Consider the following 25,272-nt stretch of genomic DNA (forward strand, 5'->3'; position numbering starts at 1 on the left):
TCCGTGCGACCTTCCACGCCTTCGTGATGGTCTGGTCGATCGAGTTGCCCGCGCCGTCGGTGGCCTGGACCCGCAGGGTCACGTGGTCACCGTTGCGGGGCGCCTTGGCCTCGAACTCGGCCGTCTTGCCGCTGCCGACCTTGCGGCTGCCCAGGTCGGTCCACGTGGCCCCGTCGTCGCCGCTGACCCAGGCGCGCACGGTGAACCTGCCCGATCCGACGTATCCGGGCTGGTAGCCGGTGAGCAGGTCGATCGAGTACTCCGAGCCGGCCCTGACCGAGTTGTCCGCGTCGAGGCCCACGTCGTAGCGGACGTCGACCATGGGCAGGATCTCGCCGTACTGGTTGTCGGCCGACTCCCCGGTGTCGAGGCGGGCGGCGAACTCCCACGCCGTACGGCTCGACGTGGACAGCGGCCTGAGCGACTGCTTCGTGTCCAGCTCCACCCGGTACCGGCCGGGCGTCGCCGGTTGCACGTCGCAACTGGCGAGCTGCGCCCGCTCGCAGAGCACCTTGCCGTCCTTCAGGTACCGCAGGCTCAGCTCCGGCCACTGAGTCAGGTAGTGGTAGCCGTTGCCGACCCGGAGCGGGAACAGGTTGAGCGCGATGGTGCCGGACCCCGACCATTGGTTCGCCTGCGCGGTCAGGCTCGGCCCAGGGCCCGTCGGCCCGGGCGCGATCGGCGCGGAGAAGTAGTCCTCGCTGACGCGGTCACCGGCCGCGTGATCACGCGTGCTCTCCTCGTAGAGCCCGTTCGTCTGGCTGACGAACTGCCAGCGCGTGCCCGGCGTGACGTACTCGGTACGGGTGAACGGCGCCTGGACCTTGGTGCGGCTCTTGATCACATTGTTGGGGGCGATGCCGTCGACGTGGTACACCGTGCCGGGGGTGTCCGCGCTGTACCGGGCCGTGATCGTGGCCAGCTCCTTCGGCCCGGTCTCGAAGACGGTGTCCGTCGGCATCTTGTCCCTGACGGTGTACGACAGGTCGTACAGGAAGTCGGAGACCGGGTCACCACCGGTGCTCACGGTGGTCCGGCCCTTGGCGGCGGCCGCGGCCAGTCGCTCGCCGTCCGCGTGGGTGAGCACCGCCACCGGCACCGTGGTCGGGTTGTCCACATGGCGGCGGGCCGGGCCGGCGTCGGCCACCGCGACCAGCACGCCGGCCGCGCCCGCCGCCGCGGCGTCGGCCGTCACCTGGTCGAGCGGCGTCACAACTCCCCAGTCATCGATGAACAGGGTCTCGTCGACCAGCGCCAGCTTGCCCTTGACTCCCGCCGCGGCCAGCTCCGCCGGGCTGCCCTTGCCCGCGTCCACCACCTCGTACGACCCGGGCGACCGGAACGTGGGCGTGCACCGCAGGACGACGTAGCAGGCGTTGGCGTACTCCTTCGGGTAGGCGGGGCGCAGGTCGGGCTCCCGCGAGCCGATGATCTTCATGGTCAGGGCGGGCGCGACCAACTGCGTGCCGAATCCCATCATGAAGGTGCCGGTCGTGGCCGTGGTCGTGCCGGGCAGCACGTAGACCTGGGCCGGGCTGGCGTTGCCGTGGAAGTTCTGTCCGATGACGCCGATGTCGTTGCCGGGGGTGCCGACGCGCCGGTCCCAGCGCACGCCCATCCGGTCGACCGGCTCCGTCGGCTGCCGGGTGGGGTAGCTCACCGGCTGGGCCTTCCGTGCGTCGAAGACCAGCTCCCGTGGACGGTCCATGAGCAGCTCAGGCTCCCCGGCGATGGTCTCCGCCAGCTTGGAGTACGGCTCCTCGGCGGTCCAGTCGGAGATGTTGGTCATCAGCGCGTACCGGTGGCCGCGCGCCAGCATCGGCTCGGAACCGAGCCCGAGGAAGTACGCCTCGCCCTGGTCGTACAGGCCGAGCCAGTCCTGGCCGGTCTCCAGGTCCATCAGGCTCAGCAGCGAGCAGCACGTGGTGTGCGCCGGAGCGCCGGTGCGGTCGATGCCGCTGACCTTCAGGCTGACCCGCTCGACGTCCTTGGTCCAGCCCAGCGTGGTACGCACCACCGTCTCGCCGTGCCGCGCCTCCAGGAACCCGTAGTACGCCCCCAGCTCCAGGCCCGCCGGGTCGACCGTGACCGTCACCGTGGCGGTGCCGCCGGCCGGGACGTCCACCTGCGACGGGGTCACCGTGACCGCGTCGCCGGGCGTGACCGGCGTCGCCTTGCCCATCCTGGCGTCCATCCTGGACAGTGTGAGGCCCAGGGTGGCGCGCACCGCCTCGGCACCGGTGTTGCTCAGGGTCACCGTCCCGGTGACCTTCTCGTGCGGAGGCTTGATCATGCCCAGGTTCAGGGTGCCGGTCGCGGTCAGGCCGCCGGCCGTAGCCTGAGCCAGGTCCATCATGCCGCCGCCCTCACGGGTGACCTCACCCTCCTTGCCCGGGTTTGCGGTGCTGACCAGCGCGTCACGGAGCTGGGCGCGGCTCCAGTCCGGGTGCTGCTGCGCCACCAGCGCGGCACCGCCGGCCACGTGCGGCGCGGCCATCGAGGTGCCCGACATCGACTGGTACTGCTCGTCGCCGACGTCGCCGCCGAGCACCGAACCGGCCGCCCTGGCGGCGGCGATGTCCGCCCCCGGCGCGGTGATCTCCGGCTTCACCGCGTTGTCGCCCAGCCGCGGGCCCCAACTGGAGAAGTAGCTGCGGTCGTAGGGGGCGGTCTTGTCCACGCTTCCCACGGTCAGCGCCTGGTCCGCGCTGCCCGGGCTGCCGACCCAGTACGGCGAGTTGGCGTCGCCGTCGTTGCCCGCCGAGACGACGAACAACGCGCCGGTGTCCGCTGAGATCCGGTTGACCGCCTGCGACAGCGGGTCGCTCCCGTCGCTCGGCATGCCGCCCAGGCTCATGTTGATCACTTTGGCGCCCTGGCCGGCCGCCCACTCCATCCCGGCGATGATGTCGGAATTGGTGCCGTAGCCTCCGGCGTCGAGCACCTTCGCGACCACCAAGTCGGCATCCGGCGCCACACCCCGATACTTGCCGTCGGACGCCGCGCCGGACCCGGCCGCGATCGACGCCACGTGCGTGCCGTGCCCGTTGTCGTCCGTCGCCGAGGCGGTGCCGGGCACGAAGCTCTGCGACGCGGCGATCCGGCCGGTGAAGTCCGGGTGGTTCTGGTCGATGCCGGTGTCCACCACACCGATCTTCACGCCCTTGCCGGTCAGCCCCGCCGACCAGGCGGCCGGTGCGCCGACCGCGGGCACGCTCACGTCCAGCGACGCCTTCACCCGGCCGTCCAGCCAGATCTTCTTCGTGCCCGCGCCCGTGAGCGCGGTGAACGCGTCGGCCGTCTTGCTCTTGTCGACCGCCAGCGCCTGGCCCTTGACGCTGGACAGCGTCCGCTTGCGGGCCGTTCCCTTCGGCGCGACGGGCACCGCCGCCCGCGCCTGCGTGTCGGTGTAGGTGGCGATGACCGGCAGTTGCTTGGTTCGCGCGTCGTCGTAGCCGTACTCGGCGAGCCTGGTCAGGTTGAACAGCTCGCGGTCCAGCTTGCCCGCGGCGATCTGGCGGACCGTCTCGCCGGTGAGCGCGTAGAGGTCTCCGGACAGGTACTGGAAGGTGATGTCGCCCACGGGGGCGACATCGCGGACGACGTCACCGGTCGCGCTGCCGTCGGGCGCGGTCCGCAGCCGCACCACATCACCGGTCAGCAGCGTGAACGTCTTCTCCTCCGGCGGCTTGGCAGCGGCCTGCCCGGCGGAGGGTGAGGTCGGCGTGGCGGCGGGACTGGCCTTGCCTGCGGACGGCGACGACGGTGTGGCGGTGGGCGGGGCGGCAGCCACGGCGGGCCCGGCCACCCCTGCCAGCCCGGCCGTCAACGCGCCCGCTAACAGCGCGGACGTACCTGCACGAAACAAGCGCATGGGGGAACCTTTCGGGACTTTTCCTGAAGTGCAGAGAGGGAGACCGGTCCTCAGAGCCGGTGTGAGACCGCTCCTCGGAGTCGGCTCATGAGGCAGATCACAGCGGCACCCACCCGTCCTCGTCCGGTTCGACGGGGTCGGCGTCGGGGGGTTCGGGTGGTGTCACAGCCTCCGGCTCCGTTGACGGACGCTGCTCGTACGGGTCGCGCTCGGTCGGTACGATCTCGTCGTCCGGCGCTGATGGGTCGGCTGCCGATGTCCTGGTCTCTTCCACACCGCCACGATCGGGCAGCGGGCGAACCGCTAGCTATTAGGGAAACCCTCCATCTTTGCCCGCCGCACTGGGGGAACCCTCCACTCGAAGGCCCGACCCCTGGCTCACTCGCCGGAGACGGTGTCCGCCGGTGGGGCGGTGATCGGGTGCGTGGCTCCCCACTCCAGGAAGCGGAGGTCGAGCTGCATGGACAAGCCGCTCACCGGCTCCGGAACGACGCTGACCATCTCGCCAGACGTCTGGAGACGGCGCGGCAGTCCGTCGGATCCGATCCACAGTGACCACGGGTTCGGCACGTCCGGCATCAGGGCGGCGGGGACGACGTTCATGGGGTAGGAGATCAGCTTCTTGCCCGCGGCCTGGTTGATCCGGTTGCTGGTGATGGCGCCCTGGTGGCGTACGGTCTCGACGCCGTCCATGCGATCACCCGGCGCCGTCGTGCCGGCGGTGGCGAGCAGGGCCTCGGCGACGCCGGGGTGGAGCACGTCGACGAGGCCGCCCAGGTACGAGGCGTACATGGAGAGCGCGTCTCCCGCATCGCGCTCCGACATGAGCCATGGCCTTTGAGGCGGTCCTCCCGCCACGGAGCTGTTGACGTAGGTGCGTCCGCCGACCTCGATCTGGTGCCGGGTCATGCTCTGGCCCGACCCGCTGACCTGCATGAAGAGGTCGGAGTCGGTCACGCCGGACACACTCAGCCGTACCACTCCCCGCTGCCGGTACGTGGTCCCGCCAGGGTCGTCGTCCGCCCGGACGATCAGCTCGGCGTCCACCCGTACCGTCGAATGCCGGGCGAACTCGCGTGCCAGAGCGGTGGCGGGGTCTGTGGCGACGGTGGACGGATCGGTACAGGCGGCGACAGCGGCGAGCAGGGCTGCCGTGGCGACCGCCGCGATGAGGAATTTGGTCATTCCGGTTTCTCCAGCTTCCCAAGGACTCCTACTCGGTAGGACTCGTCGGGCGGTCACGGACCGGTGCCAGATCACTCACGCTCACGCATCCAGCGCCCCTGGCCCGTCACGTCAGGAGGGCTCGCCGTCCTTGGTCGTCGCGCGCCCCAGCAGGTGGACGAGCTCCCTGCGCGAGCGGGCCTGGAGCTTGCGCATCACCGCGACCAGATGCTTCTCCACGGTCTTCGTCGAGACGAACAGCGCCTGCGCGATCTCCTTGTTGGTCCGCCCGCCGGCGGCCAGCTCCGCCACCTGACGCTCGCGGGGGGACAGCTCCGCGCCGTAACCCTGACGCCCGCCCCGATGACGGGCCGGGAGCGCGACCCCGTGCCACCGGGCGACGCCGGCCGCCCTCCCGTGGTCCCACGATGCGCCGAGCCGCTCGTAGACGGCCACGGCTTCGCGCAGCGCGGAGCCGCCCCGCGAGTCGCCGCCCTCCAGCAGCAGACCGGCCGCGCGTTCGTGCGCCCTGGCCATCTCGTACGGTGCGGACGCGTTCCGGTAATCCACGGCTGCCGCGAGAACGTCGTCGGCGTCGCCGTCCAGCACGCCCCGGGCGTAGCGCAGGGCGGCGGAAGCGAGCGGCACGTCCAGGTCGCGCAGCTCGCGCTCCACCCACTCGGTGAACCGCCGCGCCTCACCGTGCTCACCGGCCGCCATCCACACCTCGACGGCCGACGGCAGAGCCCAGCCGATCGAGGGCCAGCAGCCCCATTTGTCGAGTTCGTCCAGCAGCAGCCGGACGCACTGGAGCGCGCCCCGCGTGTCGCCACGGGCCAGCGCGACCCGGGCCCAGCCTCCGGCCGCCGCCGGCACGGCCTCGTACGCGCCGATCTCCACTGCCAGCTCGGTGACCCGCCGCAGCCGCTCCTCCGCCTGGTCCACCGCACCGTACGCCAGGTCGAGGCTGCCGCCGGCCAGTTCGACGTCCATACGGCTGGGCGCGTAGTGGGCGACGTCGGCGAGGAGGTCGTCGACCTCGCCGCGCAAGCCGTCCCAGTTACCGCGGCAGTACCGCGCCAGCGCGAGCCCGCTGCGGAGCATGACCTCCAGCCGCCGGTTCTGCTGCACGGCCGAGGCGCGCAGCCCGCTGGTGAGCATCGATTCGGCCACGTCGAAATGGCCCGCGTAACAGGCGGAGACACCGACCGAGTAATGGGCGTTGGCCTCGCGACGCTGCTGAGGGGAGCCGCCGGTGATCTTCAGCATGCGATCGGCCACGTCGCGCCACGCCGGATCCCCGATATCCAGGAAGACGGAACCGGCCTTGCCCAGCACGAACACCTCAAGCAGACGGTCGTCTACCTCGTCGACCACTTCGAGTGCCCGGCTCAGCCACTGCACGTTCTCGCGGATCGGCTCGTCCGGGGAAGGCGTGACGCCCAGGCCCACCAGCGCCCAAGCCCGCAGGTCGGGACGGTCCTGCAACTCGCCGACCGCGGCTCTGAAAAGCTCCCGCTGCCTGGCCGGGTCCTGCCCCGCCTGACCCAGGGCCACCGCCACCAGGAACCGCAGCTCTCCACGCACCGGTCCGGCCAGGTCGTCGTCCAGAACGCGGTCCAGCAGCGCGATGACCTCCCGCGCGCGAAGCGTGTCCAGGGCGGCCCAGCCGAGCTTGACCGCGACCCGGCCCCGCCGCTCGCCCGTCGTCGGCGCATGTCGTACGACCTCAGCGAGCAGACGGACGGCCTCGTCCTCGTGCCCCAGCGCGACGGCCTGCCCGGCCGCCTGTTCCGCGGCCACGGCCCACTCGTCGAGGCGGCCCGCCTGCCTGAGGTGATGGGCCACCTGACCGAGTGGTACGGGGTCGAGGGCCCGCAACGCGTCGGCCGCCCGGCCGTGCAGCTCACGGCGGCGGGGACCGCTCAGCGTCTCGTAGACCGCCTGGGCCGACAGCCCGTGCCGGAACCCGAAGGCTTCGCCGTCCTCGGTCAGCAGCCCGGAGCCGACGGCCTCCTCCAGCCCCTCGATCCCGCCCGCGTCCTCGGCGACGGACAGCAGCACCGGCAGCGCGACCGGGGTCTGCAGCACGGCCGCGGCCTCGGCCAGCCGCTGGGCGCCGACCGGCAGCCGGGCGATCCGTTCCAGCGTGGAGTCCCTGACCCCCCGGGGAACCTCGAGCTGCTCCAGCACCCGGCGGGTCCAGCGGTCACCGCGGCGTACCAGCGAGCCACGCTCGCGTACCAGCGCCAGCACCTCCTCCACCGCGAACGGCAGCCCGGACGTGCGCTCCCACAGATAGCGGGCGAACTCCTCCGACACCCGGTCGGTGTCCAGGATCGCGGTCGCCATGGCGCCGGTCTCGCCCTGGTCCAGCGGCGCCAGCACGAGATGGGCCTGGCTCGTGCCGGGTGGCAGCCTGATCGTGGACGCCCGTACCGTGGCGCTGACCTCCTCGCCCCGATACGTGAGCACCACCGTCAGCCCGGGCGGCGGATCGCCGAGCAGATACGCCAGGAAGTCGGCGGTCTGCTCCTCCGCCCAGTGCAGGTCCTCCAGCACCAGCACCGCCGGACACGCCGCCACCAGCACGTCCGTCAGCCCCCGGAACACCCGGTGGCGCTCGGCCACCCGGTCGTCCAGCGGGTCGGGTGCGGCCGGCAGCACCTCCGCCAGCTCCGGCAACAACGGCCGCAACGCCCCGGCCACCCCGCTGAGAGGCAACCCCCGCAGCTCCTCGCCGATGCCGCGCACCGCCTCGATCACCGGCCCCAGCGGGAACGACTCCCTGAACCGATGGCACCGGCCCCGCAGCACCCGCCGCCCGGTGACCTCAGGCCGCCCGAACAGCTCCGACACCAGCCTGGTCTTGCCGACCCCGGCCTCACCCTCGACCGACACCACCGCCGGCGGCCCGGTCACCGCCGCCACCAACGTCGCCAGCTCCTCGACGCGCCCAACCAGCGTCGGCGACACGACTCGCTTCCCAGCAGTGCTCCGCGCCGCCCTCACAGGCGGACGACCCGACGAGTCGCGCGGCGGCGTCATCCTCACACTCCTACAAAACCCCCTTTGTGATCGTTTCGGGTGAATTTCAGATAAAGATGGGCAACCGATGCGTCGGCACTCTGCCTCCCCCGCCCCCGCAGCGCCTCCCCGACGCCCGAAGGACGACGACCGATGAGGAAGGCCGATCGTCAGAGCGACACGCGGGGTGCGGGTAGCGGCACGATCTCGCGCTCGTAGTAGGCCCGGAAGTCCTCGCCTCCGGTGAACAGCTTGTCGAGCTCTCCCCGGCAAGCCGCGATCACTTCCCGATCGTCGATCCGCCGTGCCCCGCTGTGCGTCCCCGTCTTGTCGTACGTCACTTCGTACATGACCGCGGTCCCGAGCAGCACCAGCTCCGGCAGCCGCCGGCCGACCTCGAGCTCCGCCACCTCGCCCGCGTCGAGCACCCGCACCTGCTCCACCGTGGCGCCCCTCAGCGCCAGAACGTGCATCTCCCACTGCAGGTAGGGCGTGACCGGCTGCTCGACGATCCGGATCCGCCGTCGGACGAACCTCTCGGGCGGAGCCCGCTCAGGCTCCCCCGCCGCCCCGGTCTCGGCGTCGATCAGCTTGAGCGAACGATTCCAGTCGCCTTCCATCATCGCGACCCAACTGGGCTCCCCTGCCTGCCGGAAACTCTGGATGCGTTCGAGCTTCCACAGGACGTCGTCGGTCTTCCGGAAGTTCGGCCAGAAATCGTCAAGATATTCGTCCGCACTCAGCAAAACACCGGTTATCTCATGAATGCGCTCAAGCATAAGGAATATCCTCTTCTGCCGTAAGCAGTATGCTCCGTGGGATTACCACCAGGCATTTCATCATGGCCGGCCGACACATCCGACGGCGATCGCTACTCATTTTCGCAGGTCAAGTCTCTGACTATCACCCACGAAGTCCCTTTGTCGAGTTTCCGCAGGTCAGAACGGCCATGTCAAGAGGAACCCCATCAAGCTCCGCGCGTCGCCGCCCGTGCGGCCGCGCGGCGCGGGGCCGAGGGCCGATGAGCGAGATAGCGGTGCAGCACCGGATGCCATCGATTGGCCGGTAGATCGTGCAGCGCGGCGACCCCGAGGCAGTATTTGCTCACGCTCACCGGACGCACCCCCATCCGGCGCAGCACCGTGTCGACCAACGCCTTTCCGTCGGTCGACTTCGACTCCAGCAGCACCAGATCGCCGCGGGCGGGGGTGCTGCGATGCGTGTCGCGGCAGTTCAGGCCGGTGTCGCAGGTGAGACGGGCCGCGCCGGACCGGTCGACGAGCGTCACCCGCTTGTAGTCGGTGGCCAGCACCGGGTGGAGCGTCTCCGGCGCGATGAGGCGAAGCTCGCTGAGCAGGGTGTCGCGGACGAACTCGAGCGCCTCCCGGGTGAGTGTCTGGCCGGACACGCCGTCGTAGGGGATGCGGCGCTTGTCGGTGCTGCCCCGCGCGCCGTTGAGCTTCAGCTCCAGCCACTGGCCGCCCCCGTCGAGGTAGGTCCGGGTGCGCACCTTGAACCTGCGGCGGCGATCTTGCCGGTGCTGGCGGTAGGTGAGCAGGTCGGGAGTGTCGAAATAGGTGGAGGTGTAGCGGAACTGGCGCCGCCCTCCGATGCCCAGGACGCAGAACCGATCGCCCAGCTCCGCGGCCAGCCCCGCCATGGTCGAGGCCGTGACGAGGTATTTGCGGTCGACCCGGCTCATCAGCTCGGGCACCTCCGACAGACCGACGGGCGCCATCGCGGCGGCGACCCCGGCGAGCAGCGTGTCCGCGTACGGCTCACTCATGACCACTCCTCCTCAAGGCTCGCTCGCCGCGTCACCGGACACCGGCGCGGGCGTTGGGGACCACGTAGCGGACGTCGACGACCGTCACGTCTCGTACGTAGTCGACCTGAGTGACCTCCCATTCCAGCACCCGTGCGCGCAACCGGCTCTCCAGGTCGACCCTCAGCAGGTCGGGATCGGCGTGCACGACGTCGAGCGTCACCACCTGGTGACGGGTGCGGCCCAGCAGGCCGGGGTGGTCGGCGACGTACATCACGGCCAGCAGCACCCCGTTGAGCAGCAGGGCGGTGAGGGGCCACGCCGCGGCGATGCCGTTGACCAGGCCGAGGACGATCGCGACGAAGTAGTAGGCGATCTCCTGCTGGGTGATCTCGCTCGACCGCAGGCGGATGATGGACAGCACGCCGAACAGCCCGAACCCGACCGCGATGTCGACCCGCTGCACCAGCAGCAGGGACACGACCGCGAAGATGCCCACGTTGAGCGCGATGTAGGCGAACAGCAGATCGCGCCGGTGGTGGCGTCGAAAGTAGAGACAGTAGGCGAGCACGACGATCGCCCCGAGATCCATCACCAGGCCGGTGACCATGACCGCTCCTTCGCTAGTGCCCAAGGGCCCGGGGAAGAAGCGGTGGGCCCTTGGTTAACAGCTTGGTAGGGCGGCGTGAATCAACGGTGAGCTGATGATTAGGCAACTCTCATCCGGTAGCCCGTACCCCGGACGGTCTCGATCCGGTCGGCGCCGATCTTGCGGCGCAGATAGCGCACGTAGACGTCCACCACGTTGGAGCCCGGGTCGAAGTCGAACCCCCACACGTGGCTGAGCAACTGCTCACGCGTCAGCACCTGGTCGGGGTGCCGGCAGAAGATCTCGGCCAGCGCGAACTCCCTCGTGGACAGATCAACCGCCCGATCCCCGACATAAGCCCGCCTGGTACGCAGATCAAGCGACAGATCGGACACCCGCAACACCGTCACCTCCGGCGTACGGTCGGCCCGCAGCCGCAGCCGCACCCGGGCCAGAAGCTCCTCGAAGGCGAAGGGCTTGGCGATGTAGTCGTCGGCGCCGCCCTCCAGCCCCGCCACGGTGTCGCTCACGCTGTCACGCGCGGTCAGAATGATCACGGGGATGGCCACCATGGCCCCCCGCAATCGGCGCAACACCGTGAACCCGTCGCTCAACGGCAGCCCGATGTCCAGGATCAGCAGATCGAACCCGCCCGCGCTGGCCAGGTCGTACGCCGCCACGCCGTCGCCCACCACGGCCGTCACGAAGCCGTTGGCCCGCAACCCCTTCTCCACGAAGGAGGCGATCCTGGCCTCGTCCTCAGCGATCAGAATCCGGTTCAACTCAGCCTCCACAGTTCCCACAGCGGAAGACTCATGACGAAGCAGGCCCCGCCACCGGGGGCGTCGATCACCTTCACGTTGCCTCCATGGGCTTGGGCGATGGATCTTACGATGGCCAGCCCGAGACCGGCGCCGTCGTGGCCGCCGGTGCGGCCCACCCCGCGGACGAACCGTCCGAAGATCTTCTCGCGCTCGGCGGGCGGGACGCCGGGGCCGCTGTCGCGTACCCACAGGTCGACGCGCCCGTCACGGACGGCGGAGCCGACGGCGATCAGGTCGTCGTCGGCAGTGTGGCGCACGGCGTTGGCCACGAGCTGCATGAGCGCCTGCGTGAGCCGCTGACGGTCGGCGGGGAGACGCGCCTCGGCCACCTCGTCGACCCGCCAGCGGCGCTCGCCTAGCGCCCGTGCCTTGGCGATCACGCTGACCGTGAGGTCGGCCAGCTCGACGTTGTCGAGCGCCAGGAAGCCCGGCTGCTCGGCCTTGGCGAGGGTGAGCAGGTCGTCGACGATGCGGTTCATCCGGTCGAGCTCGTCGGTGACCAGGGCGAGGGTCTCGGCGCGGTCGTCGGGGTCGTCACCCATGAGCTCCAGGTGCCCGCGGATGACGGTGATGGGTGTGCGCAGCTCGTGCCCCGCGTCGTCCATGAAGTGCCGTTGCACGACGAAGGCCTGTTCGAGCCGGTCGAGCATGTGGTTGAACGTGCCCGCCAGCGCCGCCACGTCGTCGTTGCCCGGCACGTCGAGCCGCCGGGTCAGATCGGTGGAGTCGCTGATCTGCTCGGCGGTCTGCCTGACCAGCCGGACCGGCGCCAGCACCTGCCCCGCGACTAACCAGCCGACCGCCCCCGCCAGCCCCATCGCCCCCAGCGCGGACAGCCCGAGCGTCCGCACCGCGTCGACGATCTCCTCGCGGTGCAGGTCGTAGAAGATCGCCACGACGAAGTGCCCGCGTCTGCTGTCGCCCTCCACGGAGATCGGTATCACCGCGTACTGGACCGTTCCCTTGGCGGTCTCGGCCTCGTCGCTCACGACCCGCGTCGCCGCGGCCATGCGCGCGACCAGTTCGTCGTCGGCGTCGAGTCGCACGGGCGCCTCGATGAAGGTGGACCTGTCGGCCGCGCCGTCGAGGATGCTGAAGAACGTCTCCCACCGATCGGGCGGGTTGACCTGCAGATAGTCGATCATCAACTTCCGGACGTCGGGCGTCTGGGGCCCGGACTGCTGACTGAGTGCCGTGCCTGCGTAACGCCGGAGCTTGTCCACCTCCTTGTCCAGTTCGTCCGAGATGCGGCTGTTCAGCCCGGTGAGCAGGATGGTCCAGGTCACGAAGATCGCGACCGACAGGGCGAGACCTACGACAGCGAGCATCCAACCCACGATCCGGGCCCGGGCGCTCACCCTCATGTGGTCTCCCTGTCAGTCGTCATCGTCTCCACCACCACCATCATCGTCGTCATCGTCACCGCCCCCGGGTCTCGGTGAGGGCGGCTTGACCGGCTCGGCCTTCGGCTTGCGCGTCGCGGAGCTCCCGGTCTGGCCCGGCTGCGGGGTCGCGGTGGCCGACGAACCGGCACCCCCCGGCGACGCTCCCGGCGGGTCGCCCGAGGGATTCCCCGAAGGATTCCCCGAAGGATTTCCCGACGAATGCGCCGACGGATCGCCCTGGGGTGACGTCGGGCGTGACGCGGATGACGAGGACCCCGGCGAGGCGCCCGAGGGCGAGGGCGTCACAACGATGGGGTCGCCCAGATCGGACCGCTCGTCGGCCGCTCGCACCAACCCCACCGACATGACCCCCGCCACCACCGCAACCAGGACGAGGAGGATCACCATTCCCCGATGCTTCATGAGCTAGACCCTGTCGCCCTTCGAGGAGACCACGCTGAGGCCCAGATGAGAAACCTCTCATCTAACGCCCCTCCCCGCAGAAGAACCCCGTTCCGAATTCGGCAAGCACGCGAACCCCCAGCCCACGGGCGGCCTCCGAACCGAAACCCCAGACCAGAGCACGTCCAGAGGCAAAGATAAGACCCCCGAACGAACACCCCAAAAGCTTCCATACCACCCCAACACCAAGACAGCCCGAGACCAGACAACCAGAGCCAAGGAACCGGGAGTCAGGGCAACCGGGGGTCGAGGCGCCGGGGCCGAGGCAGAGTGCAGGCTCGGCGCGAAAGCCCAATGCCGGAGCGAAGGTGAGGCTCTTGGAGCGAAACCCCGAATCCAGAACGGAAGGCAGCCCCGAAGCCGAAGCCGAGAGCGAGAGGCGAGGGCCGCCGCCGGAGGCCGCAGCCCGGGTCGAGGGCCAAGGACCGGCTCCGGAGGCCCGAAGGCCGGGGGCCCGAGAGCCAGAGGGTTGGAGCCTGAGAGCCAGAGGCTGGAGACCGAGGACCAGGGGCCAGGGGTTGGGGGTTGAGGACCCGGGGCTGGGGCTGAGGGCTGGGGGCAAGGGGCTGAGGGCTGGGGCTGGGGCTGAGCGCCAAAGGGCCGGAAGCGGGTGGTCGGGTCGAGGGCCGCAGCCTGGGTCGAGGGCCGATTCCAAAGGTCCAGGGCCGGGAGCCAGCGGGCCAGAGCCTGAGAGCCGGGTCGAGGGCCAGGGGGCGGGAGGCGGGACCATGAGGCGACGGCCGGAGGTCGGGGCCAGGAAGCCGAAGGGCCGGGGCCGGAGAAGGCCGGAGCCGAGGGCCGGAGGCTGGGGCCGGAGAACGAGGGCCGGGAGCCAGCGGGCCAGAGCCTGAAGCCTGAGGGCTGGGTCGAGGGACAAGGGGCCAGGTCGAGGGCCGAGGACCTGAGGCCAAGGGGCGAGAGGCGGGCGATGAGGCGACGGCCGGAGGCCGAGGCCAGGAAGCCGGGGCCAGGGCCGGAGAAGGCCGGAGCCGAGGGCCGGGGGCCCGGGAGCCGGGGGCCCGGGAGCCCGGGAGCCGGGGGCCAGATGGTCGGAGCCGGATGGCCGGGTCGAGGGCCGGTTCCAGTGGCCCGGGGCCGGAGGCTGAGGGCCGGGAGCCAGGGGCCAGGAAGGCCGGAGCCTGAGGGCCGGGTCGAAGGCCGCAGCCTGCGTTTAGGGCCGAGGGCCGGTTCCAGAGGTCCAGGGCCGGAGGCTGGGGGACGGAGACCGAGGGCCGGGAGCCAGCGGGCCGGAGCCTGGAGCCTGACGGCCGGATCGAGGGCCGAGGGGCCAAGTCGAGGGCGAGAGGCGAGCCATGAGGCGAGGGCCGGAGGCCGGGGCCGAGGGGCCGGGGAGAGGGGCCGGGGAGAGGGGCCGGGGAGAGGGGCCGGGGTGAGGGCCGGGTGTTGGGCGACTGGTGCCGATCCCGTCCGGGTTTCCCCGAGGGGAGGTGGGCGGGATCGGCGGCAGGGGTGGGCCGCGGTCGGTGGAAGGCGGCGCCCGGGGTTAGTCGACGGGCTGGGCGGTGGGCTGGTCAGCGGGTCGATCGGTCGGGTGGTCGGGCTGGTCGCCGGGCTCAGAGCTGGGCTGGTCGCCGGGCCGGGTGCTGGAGTGGTCGATGTAGAGGTTGCCGCCGAGGCGTCTGAACTCGGCGGCCTTCTCCGCGTAGCCCGCCGCCCTGATGTCGTGGCTGATCTTCATCGAGCAGAACTTGGGACCGCACATCGAGCAGAAGTGCGCGGTCTTGGCGGGCGCGGCGGGCAGGGTCTCGTCGTGGAACGAGCGCGCCGTCGGAGGGTCGAGCGACAGGTCGAACTGGTCCTCCCAGCGGAACTCGAAGCGCGCGTCGGACAGGGCGTCGTCCCACTCCTGCGCGCCCGGGTGCCCTTTGGCCAGGTCGGCGGCGTGGGCGGCGATCTTGTACGTGATGACGCCGGTCTTGACGTCGTCCTTGCCCGGCAGGCCGAGGTGCTCCTTGGGGGTGACGTAGCAGAGCATGGCCGTGCCGTACCAGCCGATCATGGCGGCCCCGATGCCGGAGGTGATGTGGTCGTAGCCCGGGGCGATGTCGGTCACGAGCGGCCCCAGCGTGTAGAAGGGCGCGTCGTCGCACAGCTCGCGCTGCAGGTCGACGTTCTCCTTGATCTTGTGCATGGGCACGTGGCCCGGCCCCTCGATCATCACCTGGACGTCGTGCTCGCGCGCGATGCCGGTCAGCTCTCCGAGCGTGCGCAGCTCGGCGAACTGGGCCTCGTCGTTGGCGTCAGCGATCGAGCCGGGACGCAGCCCGTCGCCCAGCGAGTACGACACGTCGTAGCGGGCCAGGATCTCGCACATCTCGGCGAAGTTCTCGTACAGGAAGCTCTCGCGGTGGTGCGCCAGGCACCAGGCGGCCATGATCGAACCCCCGCGCGACACGATGCCGGTCTTGCGCCGTGTCGTCAGCGGCACGTGCGCCAGTCGCACGCCCGCGTGCACGGTCACGTAGTCGACGCCCTGCTCGCACTGCTCGATCAGCGTGTCGCGGTAAACCTCCCACGACAGCGCCTCCGGGCGGCCCTTGACCTTCTCCAGCGCCTGGTAGATGGGCACGGTGCCGACCGGGACGGGCGAGTTGCGCAGGATCCACTCGCGGGTCTCGTGGATGTCGGCGCCGGTGGACAGGTCCATGATCGTGTCGGCTCCCCAGCGGGTGGCCCAGGTCATCTTCTCGACCTCCTCCTCGATCGAGGAGGTGACGGCGGAGTTGCCGATGTTGGCGTTGATCTTCACGAGGAAGTTCCGGCCGATGATCATGGGCTCGGACTCGGGATGGTTGACGTTCGCGGGGATGATGGCCCGGCCCGCCGCGACCTCCTGGCGGACGAACTCGGGCGCGACCCCCTCGCGCACGGCCACGTACTCCATCTCCGTGGTCACCAGCCCGCGCCGGGCGCAGGCGACCTGCGTGACCGGCTGCCCGGCCGCCCGCCGCTCCCGGATCCACGCCTCGCGCAGGCGCGGCAGCCCGCGCCGGAGGTCGGGCTCGAAGGCGGGGTCGGTGTACGGGCCCGAGGTGTCGTACAGCGTCACCGCCGAGCCGTCGGACAGTCGCACCTGCCGCATCGGCACCCGCAGCTCACCGCTGTAGATCTTGGAAAAGCGCGCGTCGCTCATCGCGCAAACTCCCTTCGCCGGCATTATCCGGAGCAGGTTCTGGCGGTCGGCGGCTGTCAGCCGTCCTCTCAGCCCGGTCCACACCGGGCTCCCGCGTTGGTCGGCGGTGATCGTACCCAGACCCGCCCCCGCTCGAAACATCGTGGCGAGGTTTGGGGACCGCCCTGGGCGGTACGGTCCCATCAGGGGAAACATGATGAGATTCGCCGCTGTCATTGGACTACTCGTCGTGATGGCCGCGTCCGGTGCCACCGCAGCGGCCGGGGACGGCATGGGGAAGCACGAGGTCAGCCAGGAGCAGTTCGACATCCTGGTCGGCCAGTGCCGCTACTCCGACACCGGGAAGGCGAAGTGCCGAGAGGCGGCCAAGGAGATGTACCGCGTCGGCAAGACAGATCACAACCTCGACTGCCGGACGTACTCCGGCGTGACCGTCTGCGGCACCCTCCGGCTCGGCAAGGCCGAGCGCGCGTGCGTCCGCGAGTCCGAGGCCAAGGGGCTCCCGTTCCGCCGGGCCGAGGTGGAGTGCTACGCGCTGGTCTGAGGAGCTGAGTTCGTTGATCATCGTTGGGGTCGACGGTTCCCGTACCGGTCTTGAGGCCGCCGGGTGGGCCGCCACGGAGGCGGCGCTGCGCCGCAGGCCGCTGACCGTGGCGCACGCCGTGCCCAAGTGGGTGTGCGAGGAGGGGCCCGTCCGCTACGCCGAGGTGGCGCGGTGGATGCGGGACGGCGCGAACAGCATCCTCATCTCCGCCCAGGACCGCGCGCGCCGGGAGTGCCCGCAGGTGGACGTCGAGGGCGTGCTGCTGCCGGGCGATCCCCGCTCGGCGCTGGTGAAGGCGTCCGAGGCGGCCGAGTTGCTGGTCGTCGGCAGCCGTGGCATCGGCGGCGTGCGGGGGCTGCTGGTGGGGTCGGTGGCGTACGGGGTGGCCACCCACGCCCGTACGAACGTGGTCCTGGTCCACGGTCGGCCCGCCGTCCCGCGCGGCGAGATCGTGGCAGGGACGGACGGCTCTCCCTGCGCCACGCGAGCGCTCGAGTTCGCGTTCGCCGAGGCGGAGCTGCGGGGGGCACGGCTGCGTGCCGTACAGGCGTGGGCCTGGCCCCACGTGAGCGGCTTCGAACCGGCCGACAGGGAGAGCGAGCAGGACGTCCTGCGCACGCTGAAGACCTCACTGACCGAGCACCGCGAACGGCACCCCGAGGTGGACGTGGTGGCCGAGGTCGTGCACGGGCATCCGGTGGAGGTGCTCAAGGAGGCCGGCTCGGAGGCCGACCTGCTGGTGGTGGGGTCGCGGGGACACGGGCAGCTCGCGGGGATGCTCATCGGCTCGATCAGCCAGGCCATGCTCCACCACGCCCCCTGCCCGCTGGCAGTGGTCCGCGCCTGAGCGAAGCCCGTCGCCCCAAGGCCCTGTCCCGCGCCACCCCACGGCCCGCGACCGTACGGGCCCGCCCCGGGGCGCAGTCGTCACGAGGACTGGGTCACCACCGGGACGCCTTCGCTGGCCTGCACCAGCACGAACCCCTGCCCCCTGAACGCCAGTTGCATGGCCTCCCCACTCCCCCGCCCGATCAACGCCCCCACCTTCATCGTCCGGTTGATCCCGACCTGCAGCCCCGAGCTCCAGCAGACCGCGGACTGCCCGTCGGCGAACGTCGGCATCCGGGCGGCGTCGAGCAGCACCGGCGTGCCGTGCGTGGTGATGGCCACCCACCCCGTGCCGGTGACGGTGGTGTTGAACAGCCCGCCGGCCGCCACCCCCGCCCCCTGGACGCGCTTGATGTCCCAGGTGAGCTGCGGCTGGAAGGCCAGCAGGTTGCGCCCGTTGACCGTGATGCCCTCGTTCTCCAGGAAGAACAGGTGGATGTCGTCGGCGTTGTCGGCCAGGTAGAGGTGCCCCTCGCCGCGTACGCGCATCAGCGAGCCCCCCTCCCCCGTCACGGCCTTCTTGAGGAACTTCCCGATCCCGCCGGAACCCTCGTAGTCGAAGTCCATCTGCCCCTGGAAGGCGACCATCGACCCCTGCTTGGCCAGCACCTCGTGGGGCAACTGGACGCGCAGCATCTTGCCGTTCTCGAGAGCGAAGCCAGGGGGCAACTGCTGAGCGTTGAGGTTTCCGAAAACCGAACTACGCACGATCCCAACCTTTCGGACGTTTCCAGAGAGGCGATGCGGTCAGCGTACGGAAGAATCGCCCCGCGCGAGCCCACGACGGCGGCACGGCCGGGCGGCAGCGAAGACGGCCGTCTTTCTATCAGTTGAGGCCACGGGCCGAGAGTGGTTCGGCGCCGAGCTGCCCCCGGAGACCGGCACGATCGAGCTGCTCGACGAGGTGACCATGAAGTTCGGTTACCGCTACGGCTCGGGCGAGCCCGTCGAGGACCCGCTGCGCCCCACCGGCGCTCCCGGCGGCCGGGCGCCGCACGTGTGGCTGGAGCGGGACGGCGAACGGGTGTCCACGGTGGATCTGTGGGCCGACGGGCTGGTGCTCCTCGCCGGTCCCGGCGACGCCGCCTGGACCGAGGCCGCCGCCCGCCTCGCCGCGCGCGACGGGCTGCCGCTCACGGCGTACCGGCTGGTCGAGGGTGACGCTCCGGTGGCGGGCCGGTTCCTGGCCGATCGGGAGAAGCGGTGCGCGGCGGCGTTCGGGATCACGGGCACGGGCGCGGTGCTGATCCGGCCGGACGGGTTCATCGCCTGGCGCGCTCCCGAGACGGCCGATCCCGACGCCGGTCGCAACGCCGGTCGCAACGCCGGTCCCGACGCCGGTCCCGGCACCGGGGCTGGTGCCGGGGCCGTCCTCGGCGAGGCGTGCCGCCGTCTGCTCGCCACCGGCTGACGTACCGCGATCAGGTCACCCTGCCGGGCCGTCCGGGTCAGGGCGGTCGCGGGCCTGACCCGTGCCGTGGTCGACCAGTTCCAGAAAGGCCGTGGCCGCCGGCGACGGGTGGGCGCCCCAGACCAGGTACTCCACCCGCTCCGGAGCGTCGCGCAGGCGGATGATGCGCAGGTCGTGGAAGCGGGGCGCGTACGCGGCGGGCAACATCCCCACGCCGAGGCCCTGGCGTACCAGGTCGGCCATGAAGTCGGCGGAGGACACCTCGAAGGCCACGTCACGTCGTACCCCGGCGGCGGCGAAGGCCTCGTCCGACTGGGCCCGCCCGGCGTGTCCGGCGCGGAAGTCGACGAACGGCTCGCCTTGTAGGCTCCGCAGGTCCATCTCGGCGTCCGTCAGGTGGTGATCGGGCGAGACCACGGCGACCAGCTCGCCTCTGGCCAGCCGCCGGCTCTGGACGGCCCTCGGTTCCACGCGCGTCGGCAGGCCGAGGAACGCGACGTCGACGCCGCCCTTGCGGACCTGTTCTGTCAGGTCGTCGCTGCCGGCCGAGGTGAGCGTGATGTGCACCCTGGGGTGCCGACGGCGGAACTCCTTGAGCACGACGGGCAGGTCGACGGCCGCGACGGTGGGGATGGCCCCGACGGCGAGCCGCCCGCGAACCTCCCCGCTCGCCGCGGCGACCTCGGCGCGGGCCCGGTCGGCGGCCTCCAGGCACTCCCTGGCCGCGGGCAGGAACGCCTCACCAGCCGGCGTCAGCCAGACCCGGCGGCTGGTCCGCTCGAACAGCCGGGCGCCCAGCTCCCGTTCCAGGCTCGCGATCTGGTGGCTGAGCGCCGACTGCACGACCTGGCAGCGTTCGGCGGCCCGGGTGAAGTTGCTGGTCTCCGCGACGGCGACGACGTACCTCAGTTGCTGCAGCTCCATCCGGCCATCGTGTATCACGATCGTTGATGATGGCAAGCATGTCAGATATTCATCACTGCTCGACCCGGGAACGTCACCCCTGCCGCCCGCGCAGGAGCGCGGCGATGGGGGCCTTCCGCAGGGCGAACACCGTCACCGCGATCGGGGCGAGCGCCACGGCCGTCCAGATGGCCAGAACGTTCGCACAGGGCAGCTCGGCTCTCATCCCGGTCAGCAGCACCAGCAGCCCGGTGGCCATGGCCATCCCCGAGGTGGGGACGAGGGCCCCCGCGAAGGCCCGGTCGAACGTGAGCAGCCGTCGCATGGCCCCGCGCCCGTGCTCGGCCACGGGATCGCTGCCCCATGGCGTCCGCAGTCTGCCGTACAGACCGTAGCCGAGGCCCGTGGCCATGAGCAGGGCCGTCAGGCCGAGCACGGTCAGCCCGACCGACATGATCTGGGCTTCGACGTTTCTGCGGGCCGCGAGGTCCTGCCAGGTGTAGACCTCGAAGCCGGGGCCGAGGCGACGGCTCATCTGGTCGCGTACGACGCCGGGCGGGGCCCCCGGGTCGAGCGTGACCTGCAATCCCTGCAGTTCCAGCGGGCCGAGCAGGCGCTCGGCGGCGGTCCTGGTCAGGCCGAGCGTGCCGCGCAGGATCATGCTCTCGTCGAGGTCGACGTCGATGATCCCGGAGACCTCGATCGGCGCGGCCGTACCGGCTCTGATCGTGCTGCCCACACTCGCGCCGTGGGCGCGGGCGGTCTCGTGATCGAGTACGGCCTGCCCGTCACCGTCAGGAAGGCTGCCCTCGATCAGCGGCAGCAGCGCCAGGCCCTCCTTCGGGAGCGCGATGACCTGGAGCTCGGCCCGGGGGGCGACGGTTCGCAGGACCCCGCCGCCGACCTCGCGAACGGCGTCGACGCCGGAGATCGATTCGAGGTCGGCCAGCGCCCCGAGCGGCGGCCTGGGCGCGGAGAGGTCGCCGGGCAGAGTGACGGGCAGCACCACCAGGTCCGCGCGTTCGGGGCTGACGCACTGCAGGAGCCGACGCGTTTCGGCGCCGTCGTTCATGAGCCCGGCGATCACGAAACCGGTGCCGATCACCGTGGTGACCAGGCAGAGTACGAGATTGACCATGTGTGAACGGACCGCGCGCGGCACGAGGGCTTCCCCCTTCCTTGGGCACATCCGTCAAGCTATGCGCTGATTTTTCGAAAAATCTCCTGCTCAGGGGCTGGACGTCGGGCGATTGTCCCGCTGGTATCTCATCGGAACGATGAGGCCGTCCTCGTACGCGTGGACGATGAGCCGCTCGCGGCGGCGGAGCCCGAACTTCGCCAGGATTCCGGCGACATGAGTGCGCACGGTGATCGCGGAGAGCCCCAGCCGTCGGCCGATGTCCGCGTTCGACAAACCTGAGCTGACCAGCCAGAATACCTCCTGCTCACGGGGCGTGAGCACGTCGAGCGTGATCCCCGACGGATTCTCCCGCAGGTTGTGCCGATAACCGTCGAGCAGCCTCTTGGCGATCTTCGGCTCGACCACCGCGTGCCCGGCGGCGACCAGCCGTATCGTCCTGATCAGTTCCTCGGGCGGGGTGTCCTTGAGCATGAAGCCGTCGGCCCCGGCCGCCAGCCCCGCGCGAACGAGCGAGTCCTCGTCGAACACGGTCAGCAGGACGACCCTCGTGCCGGGAAAGTCGCTGGTCATCCGCTCCGTAGCGGCGATGCCGTCCATGCCGCCCATGCGTACGTCCATGAGGGCGACGTCGGCGGGAGTCCGGCTGAGGATCTCCAACGCCTCCCCGCCGTCGGCTGCCTCACCGACGATCTCCAGCTCGGGGCGCGCGCCGAGGAGCAGCCCGAGCCCGGTCCTGATCAGCTCCTGGTCGTCCACGATCAGCACACGTGTGGCCTCGGTCATCGGTCCGCCTCTTCTCGTCCGGCAGGCGTCCTCTCCCAGGGCAGGGTGGCGTCATCTTTCGATCGTACGTCTCCGCAGGTCAGAGCCCATACGGCCGGGTCGGCTCCGACCGGGAGGTGACCCTCGGTGAGCGCGACACTCCCGTGAACGTATCCTGCTCATATGGGGTGGATGACCCGCTTGTCGGGCGCTCGACGCGGAGGCCGTACGGCCTGTGGCACAGCCACGGGATAGCGAGGAGAGCGAGGGCGCGGCGAATGCGTCGTCGCGTCTGGACGATCTGCTGATCGAGGCCGTGTTCGGCGCACGGGCGCACCTCGGCGTCGTCTACGTCCTGAACGGTAGCGGGCAGCTCATGAAGATGGAGTCCGCGATAGGCATCCCCGTCTCCCTCGCCAGGACCTGGGCCCGGGTCAGGGTGAACGACTCCATCCCGGTCGCGGTGTCGGTGCGCGAGCAGCGGCTGATCTGGCTCAGCGACCGGGTGGCCATGGCCCGCGAGTTCCCGGTGGCGGCGCTGTCGCTGCCCTACCACTTCGCGCTGGCCACGGCGCCGATCTCCACCGGTGACGCGGTCTGGGGCGGGTTCGTCATGGGCTGGCCCACGGGCGGGGAGTCCGAGCTCAGCCAGCGCCGACTCGACGTCATCACGGACATCTGCGCCAGGATGGGCGGCCTGCTCCGGACGGCGAGCGAGGAGGGCCGGCCGATCGTGCCCCGCTCCGAGCCCCGGGTCCTGAACCCGGCGCGTACGCACGGCACGGGCGAGCACACCGGCCTGACCGCCCTGGCCTGCCTCAACTCCCTGCCCGAGGGCTACTGCCATCTGGACGCGCACGCGCGGGTGACCCTGGTCACCGCGTCGGCCGCCGAACTGCTCGGCGCGAAGCCGTCCGACCTGGTCGGCAGGCGCCTGTCCAAGAATCTGCCCTGGCTGGACAACCCCCTCTACGAAGAGAGCTACCGCGCCGCGGTCATCAGCCACCAGGCCAGCCGGTTCACCACCCGCCACCAGGACGGGCGGCGGCTGTCGTTCGAGTGCTATCCGAGCCTGCCGGGCGTCACGATCCGGATCACCCCCGCCGGCCCGTCCCAGAAGGCCGCAGAGGCTGCGGAGGGCGCGGAGGGCGGCGAGCGGCGTCCTCAGGTGATCGGGCTGCACGACCTGGTCCACCTGGCGTCCTACCTGGCCCGCGCGGCGACGGCGCAGGACGTGGTGAACCTGATCGCCGACCACGTCATGCCGGTCTGCGGGGCCCAGGCCATGGTCATCCTCACCTGGGACAACGACCGGATGCGGGTGGTCGCCTCGCGCGGTTACACCGAGCAGGGCCTGAGGGAGTTCGACGGGCGGCCGGTGGTCCATCCGGTCCGCTGGGCGCGCGGTTACGACGAGGGCCGGCCGGCGTTCTACTCCACCTGGGAGGAGTTCCACCAGACCTACCCCAACGCCGTCCGCGTCGACGACATGGGCGCGTGGGTGCTCCTGCCGTTGGTGGCCCAGGGTCAGTCCATCGGCACGTGCGTGCTGGCCAGCGACCATCCGCGCCAGTTCAGCGATGGCGAGCGGTCGATGTTCAGCGCCCTCGGCGGGCTGATCACGCAGGCGTTCGAACGGGCCTGGCTCTACGACAACAAGCACCGGCTCGCCGAGTCTCTACAGGCGGAGCAGCTCCCCCGGGAGCTCCCCGAGCTGCCGGGCCTGGAGGTGGCCGCCCGCTACGTGCCCGCGACCCCCGGCATGGACATCGGCGGCGACTTCTACGACCTGATCCGCCTCAGCGACAGCACGGCCGGGGCGGTGATCGGCGACGTCCAGGGCCACGACATGACGGCCGCCGCGCTCATGGGCCAGGTACGCACCGCCATCCGCGCCCACGCCACCGCCGGCGCGGACCCGGGCGAGGTGCTGGCGCACACCAACCGGCTGCTCACCGAGCTGGCCACCGACCGCTTCACGAGCTGCCTGTACGTGAGCTTCGACCTGCTCCGGCGCACCGTCAGCCTGTCCAGTGCGGGGCACCTGCCGCCGGTGCTCGGCCTGCCCAACGCCCCCGCGGAGGTCATCGACGTCACCTCTGGCCTGCTGCTCGGCATCGACTCCGACGCCGAGTACGTCACCACCGACCTCAACGTGCCCCTGGGCGCGGTCATGGCCCTCTACACCGACGGCCTCGTCGAGCGGCCCGGCGTCGACCTGGGCGAGGCGATCACCGCCCTGGCCGGCCGTTTCGCCCCCGTGCCCGGCGAGTCGCTGAGCGACCTGGCCGAATCGCTCATCCGGCCCACCGCCGACCGGCACCGTTCGGACGACCTCGCCCTCCTCCTGCTGAGGACCGGCCCGACACTCCCATGATCGGCCGGGCGGCCTACGCCGCCGCGATCAGCGACGTTCCCAGAGCGGTCGTCAGGTAGAGGACGTTGCGCCCGGACCGCTCGCGGGCCACCAGCCCGCTCTCGCGCAGGACGCGGAGGTGCTGGGACACCGCGCTGGGCGTGACGCCGAGCGCACGGGCCAGGTCCGTCGTGGTCGCGGGAGACCGCAGCGCTTCGAGCAGCTCGGCGCGCGCCCGGCCGAGCAGCCGGACCGTGCTGCCCGCGGGCGCCTGCGCCCCCGCGATCCACAGGGTCCCGACGCCCCGCGCGGGATAGCGCACCGTGGTCTGCGTGGACGTCCGCTTCTTGATCAGCACGTGGGGTGAGCCGAGGGCGACCGGCATGAGGACGAGCCCGCCGGGACCGCGGTCCACGAGCCGCTCGGCCCGCCAGCGCGCTCCCGCGAGCCTCAGCCGGCCGTCGCCCCAGTGCAGGTCGGGATGCAGGTCGGCGAACAGTCTCGCGGCGCCGCCCGCGGCCATCTGCTTGGCGCGGTGGAGGACGTCCGCGTCGAGGACTGCGCGGATCCGTGCCCAGTGCGGCGCGATGAGCCGGTCGTGTGCGGCGCGCAGTTCGCGGGCGATCGCCCGCAGCCCGGCCTCCGGCCGTTCGGCGAGCCTGGCGGCGGGGGCGGGCAACTCGTCGCCGAACACGCGGCGGAGGCTGGTCCGCACCTGGGACGCCGGTGTCCTGCGCAGCGCCGCCAGGTCGTCCTCGATCGACGGCCAGGCGCCGAGCGGGGCGGGAATGAGGAACTCCGGCCAGTTCGGCCGATCGCTCACGATCAGCGGCCACGTGTGCGAGAGGTCGAGCGGGCGCCCGGCGAGCTCCCCGGCCGCCCACCGCAGCCAGTGCCGGTTGATCGGGTGCCGGTCGCGATCGCCCAACTGCCGCAGGGCGGAGACGGTCTCCGACAGCGGTGAGATCGCGAACCGGGTCTCCGCCAGCTCGGCCACGCCGAGTTCGATCGTCAGGGCCATGG

General features: G+C 71.1%; 19 protein-coding genes and 1 riboswitch. Of the genes, 4 read left to right on the top strand and 15 right to left on the bottom strand.

The annotated features are described in order from the left end of the window. The 10 genes from ABD844_RS20715 to thiC all read right to left on the bottom strand — a co-directional run. The coding region (locus ABD844_RS20715) for a S8 family peptidase (RefSeq protein ID WP_344880078.1) at positions 1 to 3,874 on the bottom strand (3,874 nt) is incomplete at its 3' end. 97 nt (positions 3,875 to 3,971) lie between these two features. Further along, positions 3,972 to 4,148: a hypothetical protein gene (locus tag ABD844_RS20720; RefSeq protein ID WP_344880081.1), complete on the bottom strand. Its 177-nt coding sequence runs from the start codon at positions 4,146 to 4,148 to the stop codon at positions 3,972 to 3,974. Positions 4,149 to 4,252: 104 nt separating this feature from the next. Continuing rightward, positions 4,253 to 5,059, bottom strand: coding sequence for a hypothetical protein (locus tag ABD844_RS20725; RefSeq protein ID WP_344880084.1), 807 nt, complete (start codon positions 5,057 to 5,059; stop codon positions 4,253 to 4,255). 111 nt (positions 5,060 to 5,170) lie between these two features. Continuing rightward, positions 5,171 to 8,014 (bottom strand): ATP-binding protein, encoded by a 2,844-nt coding sequence (locus tag ABD844_RS20730; protein ID WP_344880087.1) that lies wholly within the window; start codon positions 8,012 to 8,014, stop codon positions 5,171 to 5,173. A gap of 221 nt (positions 8,015 to 8,235) precedes the next feature. Continuing rightward, the gene (locus ABD844_RS20735) at positions 8,236 to 8,811 is read right to left on the bottom strand and encodes a DUF6879 family protein (RefSeq protein ID WP_344880090.1); all 576 of its coding nucleotides are present in this window, start codon (positions 8,809 to 8,811) and stop codon (positions 8,236 to 8,238) included. A gap of 221 nt (positions 8,812 to 9,032) precedes the next feature. Further along, entirely contained in the window at positions 9,033 to 9,851 is an 819-nt protein-coding gene (locus ABD844_RS20740; RefSeq protein WP_344880093.1) for a polyphosphate polymerase domain-containing protein, read from the bottom strand. A gap of 31 nt (positions 9,852 to 9,882) precedes the next feature. After that, positions 9,883 to 10,440, bottom strand: coding sequence for a DUF4956 domain-containing protein (locus tag ABD844_RS20745; RefSeq protein ID WP_344880096.1), 558 nt, complete (start codon positions 10,438 to 10,440; stop codon positions 9,883 to 9,885). 98 nt (positions 10,441 to 10,538) lie between these two features. Continuing rightward, positions 10,539 to 11,201, bottom strand: a complete 663-nt coding sequence (locus tag ABD844_RS20750; protein WP_344880099.1) for a response regulator transcription factor — start codon at positions 11,199 to 11,201, stop codon at positions 10,539 to 10,541. Further along, positions 11,198 to 12,571, bottom strand: a complete 1,374-nt coding sequence (locus ABD844_RS20755) for a sensor histidine kinase (RefSeq protein ID WP_344880102.1) — start codon at positions 12,569 to 12,571, stop codon at positions 11,198 to 11,200. Before ABD844_RS20755 ends, ABD844_RS20750 begins: the two co-directional genes overlap by 4 nt. 2,023 nt (positions 12,572 to 14,594) lie before the next feature. Next, positions 14,595 to 16,244: a phosphomethylpyrimidine synthase ThiC gene (thiC, locus tag ABD844_RS20760; RefSeq protein ID WP_344880105.1), complete on the bottom strand. Its 1,650-nt coding sequence runs from the start codon at positions 16,242 to 16,244 to the stop codon at positions 14,595 to 14,597. Further along, a riboswitch (TPP riboswitch) is annotated at positions 16,237 to 16,349 on the bottom strand. It overlaps the preceding gene by 8 nt. A gap of 88 nt (positions 16,350 to 16,437) precedes the next feature. Between thiC and ABD844_RS20765 the strand changes: the two genes are divergently transcribed. After that, positions 16,438 to 16,788: a hypothetical protein gene (locus ABD844_RS20765; RefSeq protein ID WP_344880108.1), complete on the top strand. Its 351-nt coding sequence runs from the start codon at positions 16,438 to 16,440 to the stop codon at positions 16,786 to 16,788. Positions 16,789 to 16,801: 13 nt separating this feature from the next. Continuing rightward, a complete protein-coding gene (locus tag ABD844_RS20770; RefSeq protein WP_344880111.1) occupies positions 16,802 to 17,635 on the top strand; it encodes a universal stress protein in 834 nt (277 codons plus the stop codon). Between the two features lie 80 nt (positions 17,636 to 17,715). On the opposite strand, the gene ABD844_RS20775 is transcribed toward ABD844_RS20770, so the two are convergent. Beyond that, positions 17,716 to 18,384, bottom strand: a complete 669-nt coding sequence (locus tag ABD844_RS20775) for an AIM24 family protein (protein WP_344880114.1) — start codon at positions 18,382 to 18,384, stop codon at positions 17,716 to 17,718. 202 nt (positions 18,385 to 18,586) lie between these two features. Here ABD844_RS20775 and ABD844_RS20780 point away from each other — a divergent pair, with 202 nt between their 5' ends. After that, positions 18,587 to 19,087, top strand: coding sequence for an aromatic-ring hydroxylase C-terminal domain-containing protein (locus tag ABD844_RS20780; RefSeq protein WP_344880117.1), 501 nt, complete (start codon positions 18,587 to 18,589; stop codon positions 19,085 to 19,087). Between the two features lie 15 nt (positions 19,088 to 19,102). Here ABD844_RS20780 and ABD844_RS20785 read toward each other — a convergent pair whose 3' ends face one another. From ABD844_RS20785 to ABD844_RS20795, 3 genes are all read right to left on the bottom strand, one after another. Next, positions 19,103 to 20,011 (bottom strand): LysR family transcriptional regulator, encoded by a 909-nt coding sequence (locus ABD844_RS20785; protein WP_344880120.1) that lies wholly within the window; start codon positions 20,009 to 20,011, stop codon positions 19,103 to 19,105. 73 nt (positions 20,012 to 20,084) lie between these two features. Then, a complete protein-coding gene (locus ABD844_RS20790) occupies positions 20,085 to 21,128 on the bottom strand; it encodes an ABC transporter permease (protein WP_344880123.1) in 1,044 nt (347 codons plus the stop codon). A gap of 90 nt (positions 21,129 to 21,218) precedes the next feature. Next, positions 21,219 to 21,914: a response regulator gene (locus tag ABD844_RS20795; protein WP_344880126.1), complete on the bottom strand. Its 696-nt coding sequence runs from the start codon at positions 21,912 to 21,914 to the stop codon at positions 21,219 to 21,221. A 214-nt stretch (positions 21,915 to 22,128) separates the two neighbouring features. Here ABD844_RS20795 and ABD844_RS20800 point away from each other — a divergent pair, with 214 nt between their 5' ends. Then, entirely contained in the window at positions 22,129 to 24,270 is a 2,142-nt protein-coding gene (locus tag ABD844_RS20800) for a SpoIIE family protein phosphatase (protein WP_344880129.1), read from the top strand. Positions 24,271 to 24,283: 13 nt separating this feature from the next. Here ABD844_RS20800 and ABD844_RS20805 read toward each other — a convergent pair whose 3' ends face one another. Further along, entirely contained in the window at positions 24,284 to 25,270 is a 987-nt protein-coding gene (locus ABD844_RS20805) for an ArsR/SmtB family transcription factor (RefSeq protein ID WP_344880132.1), read from the bottom strand. Positions 25,271 to 25,272 lie beyond the last annotated feature (2 nt).

It is taken from the genome of Nonomuraea antimicrobica (genome assembly GCF_039536965.1).
In the GTDB taxonomy this organism is placed as follows: Bacteria; Actinomycetota; Actinomycetes; order Streptosporangiales; family Streptosporangiaceae; genus Nonomuraea; species Nonomuraea antimicrobica.